Origin of the sequence: Synechococcus sp. O70.1, assembly GCF_047462215.1 — a bacterium.
Taxonomy (GTDB): domain Bacteria; phylum Cyanobacteriota; class Cyanobacteriia; order Thermostichales; family Thermostichaceae; genus Thermostichus.
The window spans coordinates 42631-56823 of sequence record NZ_JANSIT010000006.1; the positions used below are offsets into that span (position 1 = coordinate 42631).

A 14193-nucleotide genomic window follows, 5' to 3' on the forward strand; every position below is an offset into this window, starting at 1 on the left:
GCTGGCGGCTCTAGAGAGTCCATGGGAGGTTGCTATGGAAACCATCCTCTACACCTTTATCCTGTTTTTGACGTTGGGCCTTCTGTTTTTTGCTGTTGCTTTTCGCGAAACTCCCAAGATCCCTAAGAAGTAAGCCCCACCAATTGGGTCCGCCACGCTAGTAGGGTCTGAGGCTAGGAGGCCGCGCAAACAATTGCCTGGATCCCTGGGCAAGGGCAGTTGCCCCGAGACTAGCCTGGGGATCGCTACAATTGCCTTGGGTTGGTGCTAGCTGGGCTCTAGAGCCCAGGGGAACGATGGCAAAGGTGCTCCTGGTAGAGGATGATCCGGCCAATGCCCGCGTATTCGAGAAGGTGCTGCAGCGACGGGGTGGGTTTGAGGTTCTTCACAGCCAGGATGTGGAGCAGATTCTGCAGCTGGCCCAAGCCCGTGAAGTAGACGTCATTTTGCTAGATGTCTCCCTCTCCCAGAGCACCTTTCGCGGCGAGGCAGTGGACGGGATCCGCATTGCCCAGCTGCTTAAGGGGGATCCCCGCACCAGCTCCATTCCCATCCTCTTGGTAACGGCCCACGCCATGCGGGGCGACCGGGAGACTTTTTTGGCCCAGAGTGGGGCCGATGGTTACATTGCCAAGCCAGTCGTGGATCACGAGGAGATGGTGAACCAAGTGCGCCAGGTATTAGCGCAGGCTCAGCAGGGCTAGCTGGCAAGGCTTTGCACAATCGACTGCCAAAAAGGGATCCCATCCTGGCCTGGCAAATCGGGGTCGGCAGCGCGTTCTGGGTGAGGCATCAAGCCGAGGATGCGACCGCTGGGATCGCAAATGCCGGCGATGTTATCCACCGAGCCGTTGGGGGCAACGGGATCGTAGCGGAAGACAATCTGACCCCCATCTTGCAGCTGCTTCAGGGTGTCGGCCTCGCAGACGTAGCGTCCTTCTCCATGGGCAATCGGCAGGGTTACAAGGGCGGACGGGGGGTAGGCGCTTGTCCAGGGCAGATCTGGCCGCTCCACGCGGATCCTCACTCGGTCGCAGATAAAGTGCAGATTAGCGTTGCGCAGCAGCGCCCCTGGCAGCAAGCCCGCCTCTGTCAGGATCTGGAAGCCATTGCAAATGCCCAAGACATAGCCCCCCCGGGCTACGTGCTCGGCTAGAGACCCCATTACCGGCGCAAAACGGGCCAACGCGCCCGCCCGCAGGTAATCTCCGTAGCTGAATCCCCCCGGCAGCACCACCACATCCAGCCCTGACAAATCGGTTTCCCGGTGCCAGATGAGTCGCGTCGGACAGCCTAAGAGGCCGCGGGTTACCCAGGCTACGTCGCGGTCACAATTGGAGCCAGGAAAAACAACAATGCCAAACCTTACCTTGGCCATGGGGATCCCTTGGGGCGAAGGCAAAAGCGGTGAGGGCTGGAGCGAGAGAGCTTCTGGGTGAGAGATCAGCCCTCTAGAGGCTCCACTTGGATTTGATAGGTCTCGATTACTGGATTGGCCAGCAGTTGCTCGCACAGCTTGCTCACCTGCTCTCGGGCAGTTTCGGCGTCAGGGGCCTCTAGCCGCAGCTGGATGTGTTTGCCAATGCGCACTCCCTGCACCTGGGTATGCCCTAGCTGATGCAGGCTAGCCTGGAGAGCAGCCCCGGCAGGATCCAGTACCGAGGGGCGCAGGTGGATCTGAATCTGAGCCTGGAACTGCATAGAATGAAGCTGGGCTTCTACAAGTGTATAGCCGGTTGTCGCTCGCTTGAGGCCAGCCTATGGATGCAGGGCGCGTCGTGGCCATTGCCCAGAATGTTTTTCGGGAAACCATTCGGGATCGCGTTCTTTATCTGGTGATGGTGTTTGCGGTGGCCATGCTGGGGGCCATCGTTTTGATTCCCCAGGTAGCCAACCAGGCCCACAACAAGATCATTGCCGATTTGGGTCTGGCCGCCATCCACTTCCTGTTGCTGGTGGTGGCCATTTTCGTCGGCACGGGGCTGGTAAATAAAGAGATCGAGAGGCGCACGGTCTACGTGCTGATTGCCAAACCCATGAGCCGGGCGGAGTTTATTGTCGGCAAGCATCTGGGCCTGTCGGCTTTGCTGTCGGTGCTGCTAGCAATGATGACGGCTGTCTTTTTGCTCAGCCTGCGGGTGGTGCAGGCCCCCATTTCCCCCTGGGCCGTTCTCTGGGCAACAGTTTTTACCTTTTTGGAACTGGTGCTGATTGTGGCAGCAGCGCTGCTGTTTGGGGTTTTTACCTCCCCGATTTTGGCTACCCTCTACACCATTGCCCTGTTCATTATGGGCCACACGAGCCGTGCCCTGCTGCAGTTAAGCAAGCTAGTGGAAGACACAGGCGTCGGCAAGGTGTTTGAGGTAATCTACTTAGTCCTGCCAGATCTGGAGCGCTTTAACCTAAGAGATGCTGCCGTTTACGGACAAATTCCCCCGCCCACCCAGCTTCTTGGCGATGCGCTTTACGGCCTGATCTACACCGTTTTGCTGCTCATTTTGACGGCGCTGGTGTTTGCCCGGCGTGAGTTCTAATAAGCTCTCGGTGGATCCTTCTCTCATGCGATTTTTCCACTTCCACACCCCTGAGCAAGTCCCCTCGTCAGGGATCCCAGTCTGCGCGGTGGCCATTGATGTGCTGCGGGCCACCACCACCATTGCCACAGCCCTGGCCGCAGGGGCAGAGGCCGTGCAGGTGTTTGCCGATTTACAACCCTTGCAAGCGAACAGCCAAAGCTGGCCGGCCTCCAAACGGCTCTTAGCTGGGGAGCGAGGCGGCAAAACAGTGGCGGGCTTTGACCTAGGCAACTCCCCCCGCGAGTATACGCCGGAGCGTGTGCGGGACAAGCGCATCTTCATGAGCACCACCAACGGCACCCGCACCCTTCAGCGTTTAGAAGGGATCCCAGTGTTGATCACAGCAGCCCTGGTGAACTTGGGAGCAGTGGTGGAGTTTCTCAGGCAAGGAGCTTTTGCCGAGGTGTGGCTGGTGGGAGCTGGCTGGGAGGGGGCTTTTGCTTTGGAAGACACCGCCTGTGCCGGAGCCATTCTGCATCGCCTGGGCTGTTCGGAGGAGCAGTTGGGCAACGACGAGGCAGTGGCCGCCCTGGCCCTCTACCAAACTTGGCAAGACAATCTCCTGGGCCTGTTGCGGCGCTCCAGCCATGGGCAGCGGCTACTGGCCATTAGCCCTGAAAGCGACAGGGACCTGGCCTATTGTGCGGAGTTGGATCGGCTCTCAGTGGTGCCCCGGCAGATTCAGCCCGGCGTTTTGGCCCTCGCCGGCTAGCTGGCCTGGGGTGTCTCGGCGGCAACAGCCAAAGCCTTCTGGTGCAGCCACTCCTGCCATTCTCCCGGGATCAACTTGCTGTGAAACGCATCTCCGGAGACAAACACCTCCTGCTGGTTTTGGGCCAAAACAAAAATGGAGCGGCGGTCGAAATGGGAGGTGAGCTTGTAGAGGGTGTAGGGGCCTTCGGAGTAGAGGGTCAACGTTTCCTGATCCAGGCCGTGGCGGCTGCTTTGGCCGCAGGCCCGCAGGATCATGTTGATCAATTGTTCGTAGTACATATAACCCTTCCCGACGAGGTAGGGAACATCCCTGGGAACGACCTCAACAGCCAAGGCGGCTGCTGAGGCCCGAGCGGCTCGCGTGAGCCCAGTATAACTCCCGGCTCAGGCAACACTGAGCCCAACAGATCAGGTGAGTTCAACCAAGGCAGCGGCAAATGCGATAAATAGTAAGGCAAACCGTCAGTTTTGCAATTCTGCACAAGCATCCCCCATGGCCACTACGGCGCCTCACTCTCTTCCTCCCACCAATCCTGTCCGCGTCGCCATCGTCGGGGCCTCCGGCTATGGAGGGGTGCAGTTGGTGCGGCTGCTCAGCGAGCATCCCGGCGTGCAGATCACCTACCTGGCCGGTCAAGACAGCGCCGGCAAACGCTACGGGGATCTCTACCCTCACCTGGCCCAAGCGGTGGATTTGACCATCCAGCCGGTAGATGTGGAGGCCATTGCCGCCAGCAGCGACGTTGTCTTCCTCTCTCTGCCCAATGGCCTGGCAGCAGACTTGGCGCCGCCTTTGCTTGCCAAAGGGTGCAAAGTTCTAGATCTCTCGGCAGACTATCGCTTTCGCAACCTGGCCACCTACCAATCCTGGTATCGCCTGGGGCAGACGGATCCCAACTGGCCCAGCCCTGCCTATCGCCAGGCCAACGAGCAAGCGGTCTACGGGCTGCCGGAACTCTACCGGGAGGCCATTGCCCAAGCCCAACTGGTAGCCTGCCCCGGCTGCTACCCCACCGCCTCCCTGTTGGCGGTTGCCCCCCTGCTGCGGCAGGGGTTGGTGGAGCTGGACAGCCTTATTTTCGATGCCAAGTCCGGCGTCTCTGGCGCGGGCCGCACCCCCAAGCTGGGATCCCTATTTGCCGAGGTAGATGGCTCTCTGGGGGCCTATGGCGTGGCCCAACACCGGCACACACCCGAGATCGAGCAGGCCTGCAGTGACCTCACCCACACTCCCATCACCGTACAATTTACGCCCCACCTCGTGCCGATGGTGCGGGGTATCCACGTCACCTTGTACGCCAACCTGCGGGATCCCGGCCTCGTGGGCGAAGATCTCATCACCATTTACAACGCCTTCTATCGCCAATCCCCCTGGGTCAAGGTGCTGCCCCGCGGCGTTTACCCGCAAACCAAGTGGGTTGCCGGCACCAACACCTGCATGATCGGGGTGGAAGTGGATACCCGCACCAACCGAGTCATTGTCCTGTCGGTAATCGACAACCTCATGAAGGGACAGGCCGGGCAGGCGGTGCAATGCCTCAACCTAATGATGGGGTGGCCGGAAACCTTGGGCTTACCGCAGCTTGCCTTTTACCCCTAGCTATAATGCCGGTAATTCCCCTGCAGCCCAGTTTGCCCATGCCTAACCTCTTCTCCCCCAATCTTGATCCCAACAGGCCCGCCACGCCGGCGAACTCTCCACCTTCATCCGGTAGGGCTGGGGACCTGAACTGGGAGGGGCTGTGGCGGCAACTGGAAGCGGGCTGGCAGGAGCTGCCCCGGCGCTCTGAAGAAACCCTGCAGCAAACCCTAGCTCGTTTGCAACTGGAGTGGGGCGGCCTGTGCCGCGAGGCAAGGGATCGGCTGCAGGCAACTTTAGACAAAGCTAGAGCCACCAGCTCTCCAGAGCCGCTCCAGCAAGACCTGCAAGCGCTTTTGCCTCTGCTCAGCCCCCGCCAATGGGAGGTGGTCATTGGCTCTCTGGAACGGGCCGCCGACCGCGCCTGGCTGGCCAGCCTGCTGTATCACAGCCTGCAGGATCGGGCCTATTCTGGGGCAGAAACCAACGGCATCCCTTCTTGGGCATGGGCCTTAACCGCTGAGCAACGCTCCACCTTGGAGGCGATGAGCCTACGGGCCTATGGCAATAGCCGCCTACCTCTGGTGGTGGACAAAAGCGGCGAGATCCAGGTGAAAGCCTCAGCCGCCCTCTTGGCCGCCCTCATTGCCGTCGAGATCGGCAGTGTGGGATCGGCAGGGGCCCTCTCTCTGCTGGGCACACCGGAGCTGCGCAAACTCTTGAATGCCGAGGGCAAGCTGCGGCGCAGCGTCTTAAAGCAGGGGCGAACTGCCCTCACCGAAGAGGAATGGCAAACCCTGCGCCAGTGGCTCGATCCCAAGGGATCCCCCCCCGACTGGTACCTCTCCCTCACCCAACTGGGGATCCAAACCACGCAGGTGGGGGACTATCTGGCGCGGCGGCTGCGGGAGTTTTTCCAAAGCGAATGGATCAAGCTGGTGATCCCTCCCCTGTATCACCTGGTTATCGACGCTGTGCGGCTGTTGACGGGGGAAGTGTTTCTCAGTGTGGGCACAACCCTAGAAGCGGCTTTGGAGTCGGCAGAAGCTGAACGACGCCTGGAGCTGCTGCTGCAAGCTTTGCCCCAGGCCCGGCACATTCCCAGTCCCGAGCGCATCCAAGCCGCCCTTCCCGCCGTTGTGGAGGCTGCTGAGACAATCCTTAGGCCGCTCCTGGGCCGTCAGTTGATGACGGTGGCCGACATCTTCGACCCGCCCCTTCGCAACGAAAGCCTCAACGAGTTGGGGCGGCAGCTCAACCTCTGGAATCCCCTGCAGTTTTTGCTCACCTGGGGTACGTCTGGCTGGCTAGAGGCTCTGCTGGATCAGATCAAGGAATTGCAGCAGACCTACCCGGAAATGCCCCTGTGGGAGAGCTATCGGCAAGGGGTTGAGACAGCAGTGCAAGCCCCTCGGGTGATGGAGCAGGCAGAGGCCCTGCGCCTTACCGCCAAGAGCTTGGATCCCGAGATAGAACCCTCGGACGACTGAGCCATTCAAGGGTACCCCCCCTTCTGGGCAGGGCCTTCTTGAATGGTGGCGGATATCAAGAGATGCTCTTGTGCTACAATGTGTAAGCCATGTTTAGGGATGTCCATCAGTAGATGACAGCCAGATAGTCTAGTCTACCCCTCTTGCGCCTGTAGCTCAGTGGACTAGAGCACGTGGCTACGGACCACGCGGTCGGGAGTTCAAATCTCTCCAGGCGCGTTCCAGTCCCAGAAGATTTTTCGTCTGGGGTGTTCGCTGTCCCTTAGCTGGCCTGAATCCTGTGTTAGGATCAGGCCTATCAGGTCCGCCTTGATGCAGGCGTAGGGAGCTCGAGGATCATGTTTGAACGCTTTACAGAAAAGGCCATCAAGGTGATCATGCTGGCCCAGGAGGAGGCCAGGCGGTTAGGTCACAATTTCGTTGGCACTGAGCAAATTTTGCTGGGGCTCATTGGCGAGGGCACGGGGATCGCCGCCAAAGTCCTCAAGTCCATGGGAGTGAACTTGAAGGACGCCCGCATTGAAGTCGAGAAAATTATCGGTCGGGGATCCGGCTTTGTGGCCGTCGAGATCCCTTTCACTCCCCGCGCCAAGCGAGTGCTGGAGCTCTCCCTAGAAGAGGCCCGCCAGCTCGGCCACAACTACATTGGCACGGAGCACCTACTCCTGGGCCTGATCCGAGAAGGGGAGGGAGTAGCCGCCCGCGTTCTGGAAAACCTGGGGGTGGATCTCTCCAAGGTGCGTACCCAAGTCATCCGCATGCTGGGCGAAACCGCCGAAGTAACGGCAGGCGGTGGCTCCTCTAGCCGTACTAAGACACCTACCCTGGATGAATTTGGCACCAACCTGACCCAACTGGCTCAGGAAGGCAAGCTGGATCCGGTGGTAGGCCGGACGCGGGAGATCGAGCGGGTGATCCAAATCTTGGGCCGCCGCACCAAGAACAACCCCGTCCTCATCGGCGAGCCGGGGGTTGGCAAAACCGCCATCGCCGAGGGTTTGGCCCAGCGCATTGTGCAAGGCGATGTGCCCGACATCTTGGCCGACAAGCGAGTGATCAGCTTGGACATCGGCCTGTTGGTGGCTGGCACCAAGTACCGCGGCGAGTTTGAAGAGCGCCTCAAGAAGATCATGGATGAGATCCGCAACGCCGGCAACATCATCCTGGTCATCGACGAGGTGCATACCCTGATTGGGGCGGGGGCGGCGGAGGGTGCTATCGATGCTGCCAACATCCTCAAGCCGGCTTTGGCTCGCGGCGAGCTACAGTGCATCGGGGCCACCACTCTGGATGAGTACCGCAAGCACATTGAGCGAGATCCGGCTCTGGAGCGCCGCTTCCAGCCCATCATGGTGGGCGAGCCGAGCGTGGCTGAGACCATTGAGATTCTCTATGGCCTGCGGGAGCGCTATGAGCAGCACCACAAGCTGAGGATCTCCGATGCGGCTCTGGAGGCGGCAGCCAAGCTGGCCGACCAGTACATCTCCGACCGCTTCTTGCCCGACAAGGCCATTGACCTCATCGACGAAGCGGCTTCGCGAGTGCGCTTGATCAACTCCCAACTGCCGCCAGCGGCGCGGGAGCTGGATCAGGAGCTGCGGCGGGTTCTCAGGGAGAAGGATGCCGCAGTGCGAGCCCAGGACTTCGACAGGGCTGGTGAGCTGCGGGACCGGGAGATGGAGATTAGGCAGCAGATCCGCGCCATTGCAGCGGCCAAGAAAGCCGAGGACAGCAGCCGCACGGAGCTGCCAGAGGTAACGGAGGAAGATGTGGCCCAGGTGGTGAGCGCTTGGACAGGGGTGCCGGTAGCCAAGCTCACCGAAAGTGAGTCGGAGAAGCTGCTCCACATGGAGGAGACCCTGCACCAGCGCATTGTCGGTCAAGATGAGGCTGTGCGGGCTATCTCTCGCGCCATTCGTCGCGCGCGCGTGGGATTGAAAAATCCCAATCGCCCCATCGCCAGCTTCATCTTCTGCGGCCCAACTGGGGTGGGCAAAACGGAACTGACCAAGGCCTTAGCCGCCTACTTCTTCGGCTCCGAGTCAGCCATGATCCGCCTTGACATGTCGGAGTACATGGAGCGGCACACGGTCAGCAAGCTTATTGGATCCCCGCCCGGCTACGTCGGCTACAACGAGGGGGGTCAGCTGACCGAAGCGGTGCGGCGCCGCCCCTACACGGTGGTGCTTTTTGACGAGGTTGAGAAAGCCCACCCGGATGTGTTTAACCTGCTGCTGCAGATTCTCGAAGATGGCCGCCTGACAGATGCCAAAGGTCGCACGGTGGACTTCAAGAACACGTTGATCGTGATGACCTCTAACATTGGCTCCAAGGTCATCGAGAAGGGCGGCGGCAGCCTTGGCTTTGAGTTCAACACCAATGAGGAAGAGGCCAACTACAACCGCATCCGCAACCTGGTGCACGAAGAGCTGAAGCAGTATTTCCGGCCCGAGTTCCTCAACCGGGTGGACGAGATCATCGTCTTCCGGCAACTGACCAAGGACGAGGTGAAGCAGATCGCCGACATCCTGCTCAAGGAAGTCTTCGACCGCATGAAGGAGAAGAAAATTCACCTCACGGTCAGCGATCGCTTCAAAGACCTGCTGGTGGAGGAGGGCTACAACCCCAGCTACGGGGCACGTCCCCTGCGCCGGGCCATCCAGCGCCTGTTGGAAGACCTGCTGGCAGAGGAGATCTTGACTGGCCGCGTCAAAGAGGGATCTGAGGTGCTCATCGACGTGGACGAGGAGCGCAAGCCCAAAGTCCTAGTCACGCAGTCAGATCGGGTGCTCTTGCCGCAGGGAGCTGAGTAAGGTCGCCAGGACGCTCTTCTGTTGCTGGTTACTGGACAAGGGATCCGCTGCTATTTCCGGATCCCTTGTTCTTGACTAACAAGGGATTGGCTGTAGGAGAACTCTGGCATGGTGCAATCTACCTACTATTACTACGGTGGCGCTCCGGTTCGGACGCCTCCCCCGGATCTAGCTTCCCTGCTGCTCCAGGAGCGCATTGTTTACCTGGGTTTACCTCTGGCGGAAGAGTCAAATGCCAACGTCACCAAGCTGATCATCGAGCAACTGCTGTATTTGCAGTACGAGGATCGGGAAAAGCCGATCAAGATGTACATCAACTCAACGGGCACCTATAACTACGACACGGCAGCCTTTGCCATTCTGGACACCATGAACTACATCAAGCCGCCAGTGCACACTATCTGCATTGGTACTGCCGTTGGCATGGCAGCCATGCTGTTGGCAGCGGGTGCTAAGGGGTTTCGGGCTAGCTTGCCCAATGCCACGATTGTGCTGCATCAGCCCTATGGGGGTGCCCGAGGACAGGCCAGCGACATTGAAATTCGCACCCGCGAGATCCTGACCTTGCGCAACATGATGCTGGAGGAACTCTCCCGCAGCACGGGTCAGCCCGTGGAGCGCATTAAAAAGGACACGGAGCGGCTGTTTTTCATGACCCCGGAAGAGGCTAAGGCCTATGGCCTCATTGACCAGGTGCTGACCAGCTCCAAAGGCTTGCCAGAGTTGGCAGCAGCCAAAACCTAAGGGTCAACCTTGAAATACCCGCACTGGGCTGTGGTGGGTTTTGTCTTGGCTAAGCCTGAGTGCGGGAGCAATTTGGCAAGCGCCCTATTCTGGTTCAAACTTTGCCAGGAGACATCTATGCCAATTGGAGTGCCTCGCGTTCCCTACCGTTTGCCCGGCGATCCTTACACCCAATGGATTAGCCTCGATGACCGCCTCTACCAAGAGCGGATTTTGTTTATTGGCGAGCCGATTGACGACAACTTGGCCAATACCATTGTGGGGGTAATGCTCTACCTCAATTCCCAGGACCCCCAAAAAGATATCGTGATGTACATCAATTCCCCCGGCGGCTCTGTGACGGCAGGGATGGCCATTTATGACACCATGAACCACGTCAAGCCGGACATTGTTACGGTTTGCGTGGGCCAAGCCGCCTCAATGGCAGCCTTTTTGCTGGCTGCCGGCACCAAGGGAAAACGCTTTGCCCTGCCCCACGCTCGCATCATGCTGCACCAACCTTCGCTGGGAATGATCCAAGGCCAAGCCAGCGACATTGAAATTCGAGCCCGCGAAACGCTGCGGGTCAAACGGCGCATGAACGAGCTGCTGTCGCAAATGACCGGCCAGCCGCTGGAGAAAATTGAGCGGGACGTGGAGCGAGACTTTTACCTCTCGGCTACAGAAGCCCAGGCCTATGGAATTGTCGACCGGGTAATCCAGGAGCGCTCGGAAGCTATGGCCAGCTAAACGCGAGGGGAAGCGGTCGGATGCTCTGGAGGCTGGGACTGGGCGGTTGCAGCGGCTTGTTGCTGCTTTGGGGTAGCCAAGCCTGGTCATTGCCGCCAGCTTCCGAGATTCCCGAGGAGGTGTTGCGGGCTCAACCTGACCTGCGTGCCCGTTCGCCGGTTGATAACCAGCCCCTCACTGCTAGCGAAGCGCAGAAGCTGCAGGCAGAGCTAGCAGCCCGTCCTGCCACGGGATCAGTTTCGCCAAAGGTGGAACAGCTGATCTTTCTACTCAAGCTGCGCAAAGGAGTTCGCGACCTGTTTCCTTTCTTGCTCCCCTAATCCAGCCTACCCCCTATCTATTTCTAAGGGCGGGGAGGGATCCCTTTCTGGTAGCGGTAGGGGCCAGCACGGGATCCCCAAGTTTGCTGACCAGTGGTGGCGTCGAAGCCGCGATCCCAGGTGATGAATTCTTGGGCTGTGAGGTCGAACTCAATGTGGATATAGGTACTGTCGCCGGGGTTGAGGCGGCAAGCTCCCCCTGGCAGCATCTCGCCGTGAAAGCAGCCTGGGCGTTTTTCGACCAAAATACGGCAGCCCGGCAAATGCTCGAGGTCTGAGAGTGACAGCTGCGCTAAACGCTGCGGATCCTGGGAGGCGCCTGCCCAAGCCGCTTGATCTCGCAACTTGTAGTTTTCTATCCGCAAGGGATCCGCCAGCAACTGTAGCACTCGGCTGCGGTAGAATCGGCCCGGTGTGTGTTCATTGAACTGCTCGGTAAAAAAGCCAATTCCCTCGGGAAACAGGTGAGGCAGACGCACGTACCAAAGGCTTACTGGCACAAACCACACCGGCTCCGCCATTGCCTGAGCGCGGTTGCTGTAGTAGCCTTCCAGCCAATTGGCTAAGGTGTTGAGGTCGGGATCGAAAGTTGTCAAGGCTAACGCGAAAGAGTCTTTTGCGCTTCTCAATTCTACTCCCCCGCGGGTGCTGCGGCGGGGGTAGCCTCTTGACTCTGCTAAGGGCAGTTTGCCTATGACCCAGCTTACCCCCAGCGCCAGCTACAGTATTGCCCTACGCCTACGTCTGCCCAACCGGCCCGGAGCCCTGGCCCGCGTCACTCAAGCCATTGCCGAGGTGGGCGGCAGCCTCAGCCGGATCGACCTCATCCACCAATCGGCTGCTGAAACCGTGCGGGAGATCTGTGTCGATGCCGTTAGCAGCGAGCACGCCCAGCAAATTCAGGCCGCCGTTGCCTCTTTGCCGAATGTGAAGGTGGAACGGGTGGTGGATCGCACCTTTGAGCTGCATCGAGGGGGAAAGTTGCAGGTGGTGGCCAAAAGCCCCCTGGAGAGCACCGCTGACCTGGCCATGGCCTATACCCCGGGCGTGGGCCGGGTGGCGCTGGAGATTGCCGCCGATCCCAGCGCTGTCTACGAGTACACCATCAAGGGGAACTGTGTGGGCATCGTTACTGACGGCAGTGCCGTGCTGGGCCTGGGAAACATCGGCCCGGAGGCCGCCTTGCCCGTGATGGAGGGGAAAGCAGCCCTGTTTAAGCGCTTTGCCGATATCGATGCTTTCCCGCTCTGCCTGGCCACGCAGGAGGTGGCAGAAATCGTGGAGACAGTGGTGCGCCTGGCGCCGGGGTTTGGCGGCTTCAACCTGGAAGACATCAGCGCCCCCCGCTGCTTTGCTATTGAATCCCAGCTCAAAGCCCGCCTCAACCTGCCCGTGTTTCACGACGATCAGCACGGCACGGCAATTGTGGTGCTAGCAGCTCTGCTGAATGCCTTGAAGGTGGTCAAAAAAAACCTGGGCCAGGTGCGTATTGTCATCAACGGTGCAGGGGCAGCTGGAATTGCCGTGACGCACCTGCTGCAGCAGGCGGGAGCTACCCATGTTGTTGTCTGCGACCGCCAAGGGATCCTCAGCCGCTCCCGCTCTGACCTCACCCCGGAAAAGGCAGCTATCGCCGTTGAGGAGAGCGGATCCCTGGCAGAGGCTTTGGTGGGAGCGGATGTGTTCATTGGGGTAAGCGTGGCCAATGCCCTGACGCCGGAGATGGTGGAGACAATGGCGCCAGATCCCATTGTCTTTGCCCTGGCCAACCCAGTGCCCGAGATCCAGCCCGAGCTAGTGGCGGATCGAGTCGCCGTGATGGCTACGGGTCGGAGCGACTACCCCAACCAGATCAACAACGTGCTGGCCTTTCCGGGGGTATTTCGCGGCGCTCTTGACTGCCGCGCCCAGCAGATCAACACCGAGATGTGCCTGGCTGCCGCCCACGCCATCGCCAATTTGATTTCACCTGAAGACTTGGATCCCCAGTGGATCATCCCCTCAGTCTTCGATGGGCGGGTGGTTCCTCAGGTAGCTGCCGCCGTGATCCAAGCGGCCCGCCAAACGGGAGTGGCCGGGATCCCATAACTTGTTCAATAAACAGGCTAATTCAGCACACGAGCATCACGGCTTGCAAGTCCTCGGGGAGAGGCAGCAGCGGGCCTCTTTTTCGTAATTTTTCGTAATTTAACAATTCTTCGGGGCGCCTCTTCTGGAAGTGGAGTTCTTTATATCTTGAGCTCTAGCTTCCTACCTAGCTGGGGTTCTCAATGGACTTACGCAAGCCCTTCTATGTTCACCTCGTTACTGCCCTCGCCGCTGCTGGTATAGCTGCCGCGCCCCTGGATCGACTCAGTAAGGCCGGGGGAGTGGGTCTAGTCGCTGGAATTGGGAGTGCGGTAGCCGCGGAAGTTGCCCAACGTCACGGCAGTCGGGCTCGAGCTTTGAGAAGCCAGATTGAGGGGCTCTCTCGGCAGATTGAGGAGCTCTCCCGGCAAATAGAAGAAAAGGAACAGCAGCTACGTAGCTATGAAAATCAACTGAATGAGCTTCGAGCCCAGCTCCAACAGCGGGAAGAGAAGCTCCAGAGACTTGAGGCTGATCTAGCAGAGTATCAGAAGCTCCTAGAACAGCTCGAAACTGAGCGGCAAGAATGGCGGCAGAATGCCATGAACTTGTCTGAGAAAGTTCAGAAACAAGAGCAGCAGCTACAAGGTCAGCAAGCGGAACTGGATCATCTGCGGGCACAGCTTCGGCGGAGAATTGAGGATCTCGCGCAAGCCGACACTAATACTATAGTCTTAGCAAGAAGCGAAAGAGATTTTTATCGAGAAGAAGCCAAGAGTTTTATCTTAGAGATCTTGAGTAGAGCAGCCGATCAGGTGCATAAGGGAAGTAGAGTCCAGCATATACTCCAAGACCTAATTCAGAATAACCATGCAAACGAAGGTAAGAGTTATCGTCAAAGGCTTAGGGAAGATATAAATCATTTGTTCAGAGACTACCGCAAATGGTGCGATAATAGTTATGAAGCAGATTTGCATAAGCTTGGTTTTGAGGTTGTTTCAGAGAAAAATTATGTTGTGATTAGATTTCACGGGGATAACCGCTATCAAATTTCCCTAGCTAAGACTCCCAGCGATCAGCGTGCTGGTTACGAGATTGCTCAAAATATTCGCAATAAAATCTTCGGTCTAACAGAGCCTACTTGAGGCTTACTTGTGAAAG

At 58.8% G+C, this 14193-nt stretch carries 16 protein-coding genes and 1 tRNA gene; 13 read left to right on the plus strand and 4 right to left on the minus strand.

What is annotated here, in order from left to right:
* Positions 1-34: 34 nt before the first annotated feature.
* Positions 35-133, plus strand: a complete 99-nt coding sequence (locus NW833_RS05135; RefSeq protein ID WP_414394880.1) for a photosystem II reaction center protein T — start codon at positions 35-37, stop codon at positions 131-133.
* Between the two features lie 163 nt (positions 134-296).
* The gene (locus NW833_RS05140) at positions 297-704 is read left to right on the plus strand and encodes a response regulator (RefSeq protein ID WP_414405289.1); all 408 of its coding nucleotides are present in this window, start codon (positions 297-299) and stop codon (positions 702-704) included.
* Here NW833_RS05140 and purQ read toward each other — a convergent pair.
* Positions 701-1378 carry a phosphoribosylformylglycinamidine synthase subunit PurQ gene (gene purQ / locus NW833_RS05145; RefSeq protein ID WP_414411768.1) on the minus strand — a complete coding sequence of 226 codons (678 nt, stop codon included), beginning with the start codon at positions 1376-1378 and terminating at the stop codon, positions 701-703. The genes NW833_RS05140 and purQ overlap by 4 nt on opposite strands.
* Positions 1379-1443: 65 nt before the next feature.
* A complete protein-coding gene (gene purS, locus NW833_RS05150; protein ID WP_414411769.1) occupies positions 1444-1701 on the minus strand; it encodes a phosphoribosylformylglycinamidine synthase subunit PurS in 258 nt (85 codons plus the stop codon).
* Between the two features lie 59 nt (positions 1702-1760).
* On the opposite strand from purS, the gene NW833_RS05155 reads away from it, so the two are divergent.
* Positions 1761-2534 (plus strand): ABC transporter permease, encoded by a 774-nt coding sequence (locus tag NW833_RS05155; protein WP_414411770.1) that lies wholly within the window; start codon positions 1761-1763, stop codon positions 2532-2534.
* 25 nt (positions 2535-2559) lie between these two features.
* Positions 2560-3288, plus strand: a complete 729-nt coding sequence (locus NW833_RS05160) for a 2-phosphosulfolactate phosphatase family protein (protein WP_414395146.1) — start codon at positions 2560-2562, stop codon at positions 3286-3288.
* Here NW833_RS05160 and NW833_RS05165 read toward each other — a convergent pair.
* A complete protein-coding gene (locus tag NW833_RS05165) occupies positions 3285-3569 on the minus strand; it encodes a hypothetical protein (RefSeq protein ID WP_414394870.1) in 285 nt (94 codons plus the stop codon). The genes NW833_RS05160 and NW833_RS05165 overlap by 4 nt on opposite strands.
* Positions 3570-3783: 214 nt before the next feature.
* Between NW833_RS05165 and argC the strand changes: the two genes are divergently transcribed.
* The 7 genes from argC to NW833_RS05200 all read left to right on the plus strand — a co-directional run bounded on the left by argC (position 3784) and on the right by NW833_RS05200 (position 10965).
* Positions 3784-4890 carry an N-acetyl-gamma-glutamyl-phosphate reductase gene (gene argC / locus NW833_RS05170; RefSeq protein ID WP_414394868.1) on the plus strand — a complete coding sequence of 369 codons (1107 nt, stop codon included), beginning with the start codon at positions 3784-3786 and terminating at the stop codon, positions 4888-4890.
* Positions 4824-6359: a hypothetical protein gene (locus NW833_RS05175; RefSeq protein WP_414411771.1), complete on the plus strand. Its 1536-nt coding sequence runs from the start codon at positions 4824-4826 to the stop codon at positions 6357-6359. Before argC ends, NW833_RS05175 begins: the two co-directional genes overlap by 67 nt.
* A 145-nt stretch (positions 6360-6504) precedes the next feature.
* A tRNA-Arg gene (locus NW833_RS05180) sits at positions 6505-6578 on the plus strand.
* Between the two features lie 119 nt (positions 6579-6697).
* Positions 6698-9172: an ATP-dependent Clp protease ATP-binding subunit gene (locus NW833_RS05185; protein ID WP_414394865.1), complete on the plus strand. Its 2475-nt coding sequence runs from the start codon at positions 6698-6700 to the stop codon at positions 9170-9172.
* A 108-nt stretch (positions 9173-9280) separates the two neighbouring features.
* Positions 9281-9916 carry an ATP-dependent Clp protease proteolytic subunit gene (locus NW833_RS05190; protein WP_414411772.1) on the plus strand — a complete coding sequence of 212 codons (636 nt, stop codon included), beginning with the start codon at positions 9281-9283 and terminating at the stop codon, positions 9914-9916.
* Positions 9917-10033: 117 nt separating this feature from the next.
* Entirely contained in the window at positions 10034-10645 is a 612-nt protein-coding gene (locus NW833_RS05195) for an ATP-dependent Clp protease proteolytic subunit (RefSeq protein WP_414394862.1), read from the plus strand.
* Positions 10646-10665: 20 nt separating this feature from the next.
* Positions 10666-10965, plus strand: a complete 300-nt coding sequence (locus NW833_RS05200) for a hypothetical protein (RefSeq protein ID WP_414411773.1) — start codon at positions 10666-10668, stop codon at positions 10963-10965.
* A gap of 23 nt (positions 10966-10988) precedes the next feature.
* Here NW833_RS05200 and NW833_RS05205 read toward each other — a convergent pair whose 3' ends face one another.
* Complete coding sequence (locus NW833_RS05205; RefSeq protein WP_414411774.1) at positions 10989-11561, minus strand: chromophore lyase CpcT/CpeT; 573 nt, start codon at positions 11559-11561, stop codon at positions 10989-10991.
* A 97-nt stretch (positions 11562-11658) separates the two neighbouring features.
* On the opposite strand from NW833_RS05205, the gene NW833_RS05210 reads away from it, so the two are divergent.
* Both NW833_RS05210 and NW833_RS05215 read left to right on the plus strand, forming a co-directional pair.
* On the plus strand, positions 11659-13053 hold the full coding sequence (locus NW833_RS05210) for a malic enzyme-like NAD(P)-binding protein (RefSeq protein WP_414411775.1): 1395 nt from the start codon (positions 11659-11661) through the stop codon (positions 13051-13053).
* A gap of 182 nt (positions 13054-13235) precedes the next feature.
* The gene (locus NW833_RS05215; RefSeq protein WP_414411776.1) at positions 13236-14177 is read left to right on the plus strand and encodes a hypothetical protein; all 942 of its coding nucleotides are present in this window, start codon (positions 13236-13238) and stop codon (positions 14175-14177) included.
* Positions 14178-14193: the final 16 nt, after the last annotated feature.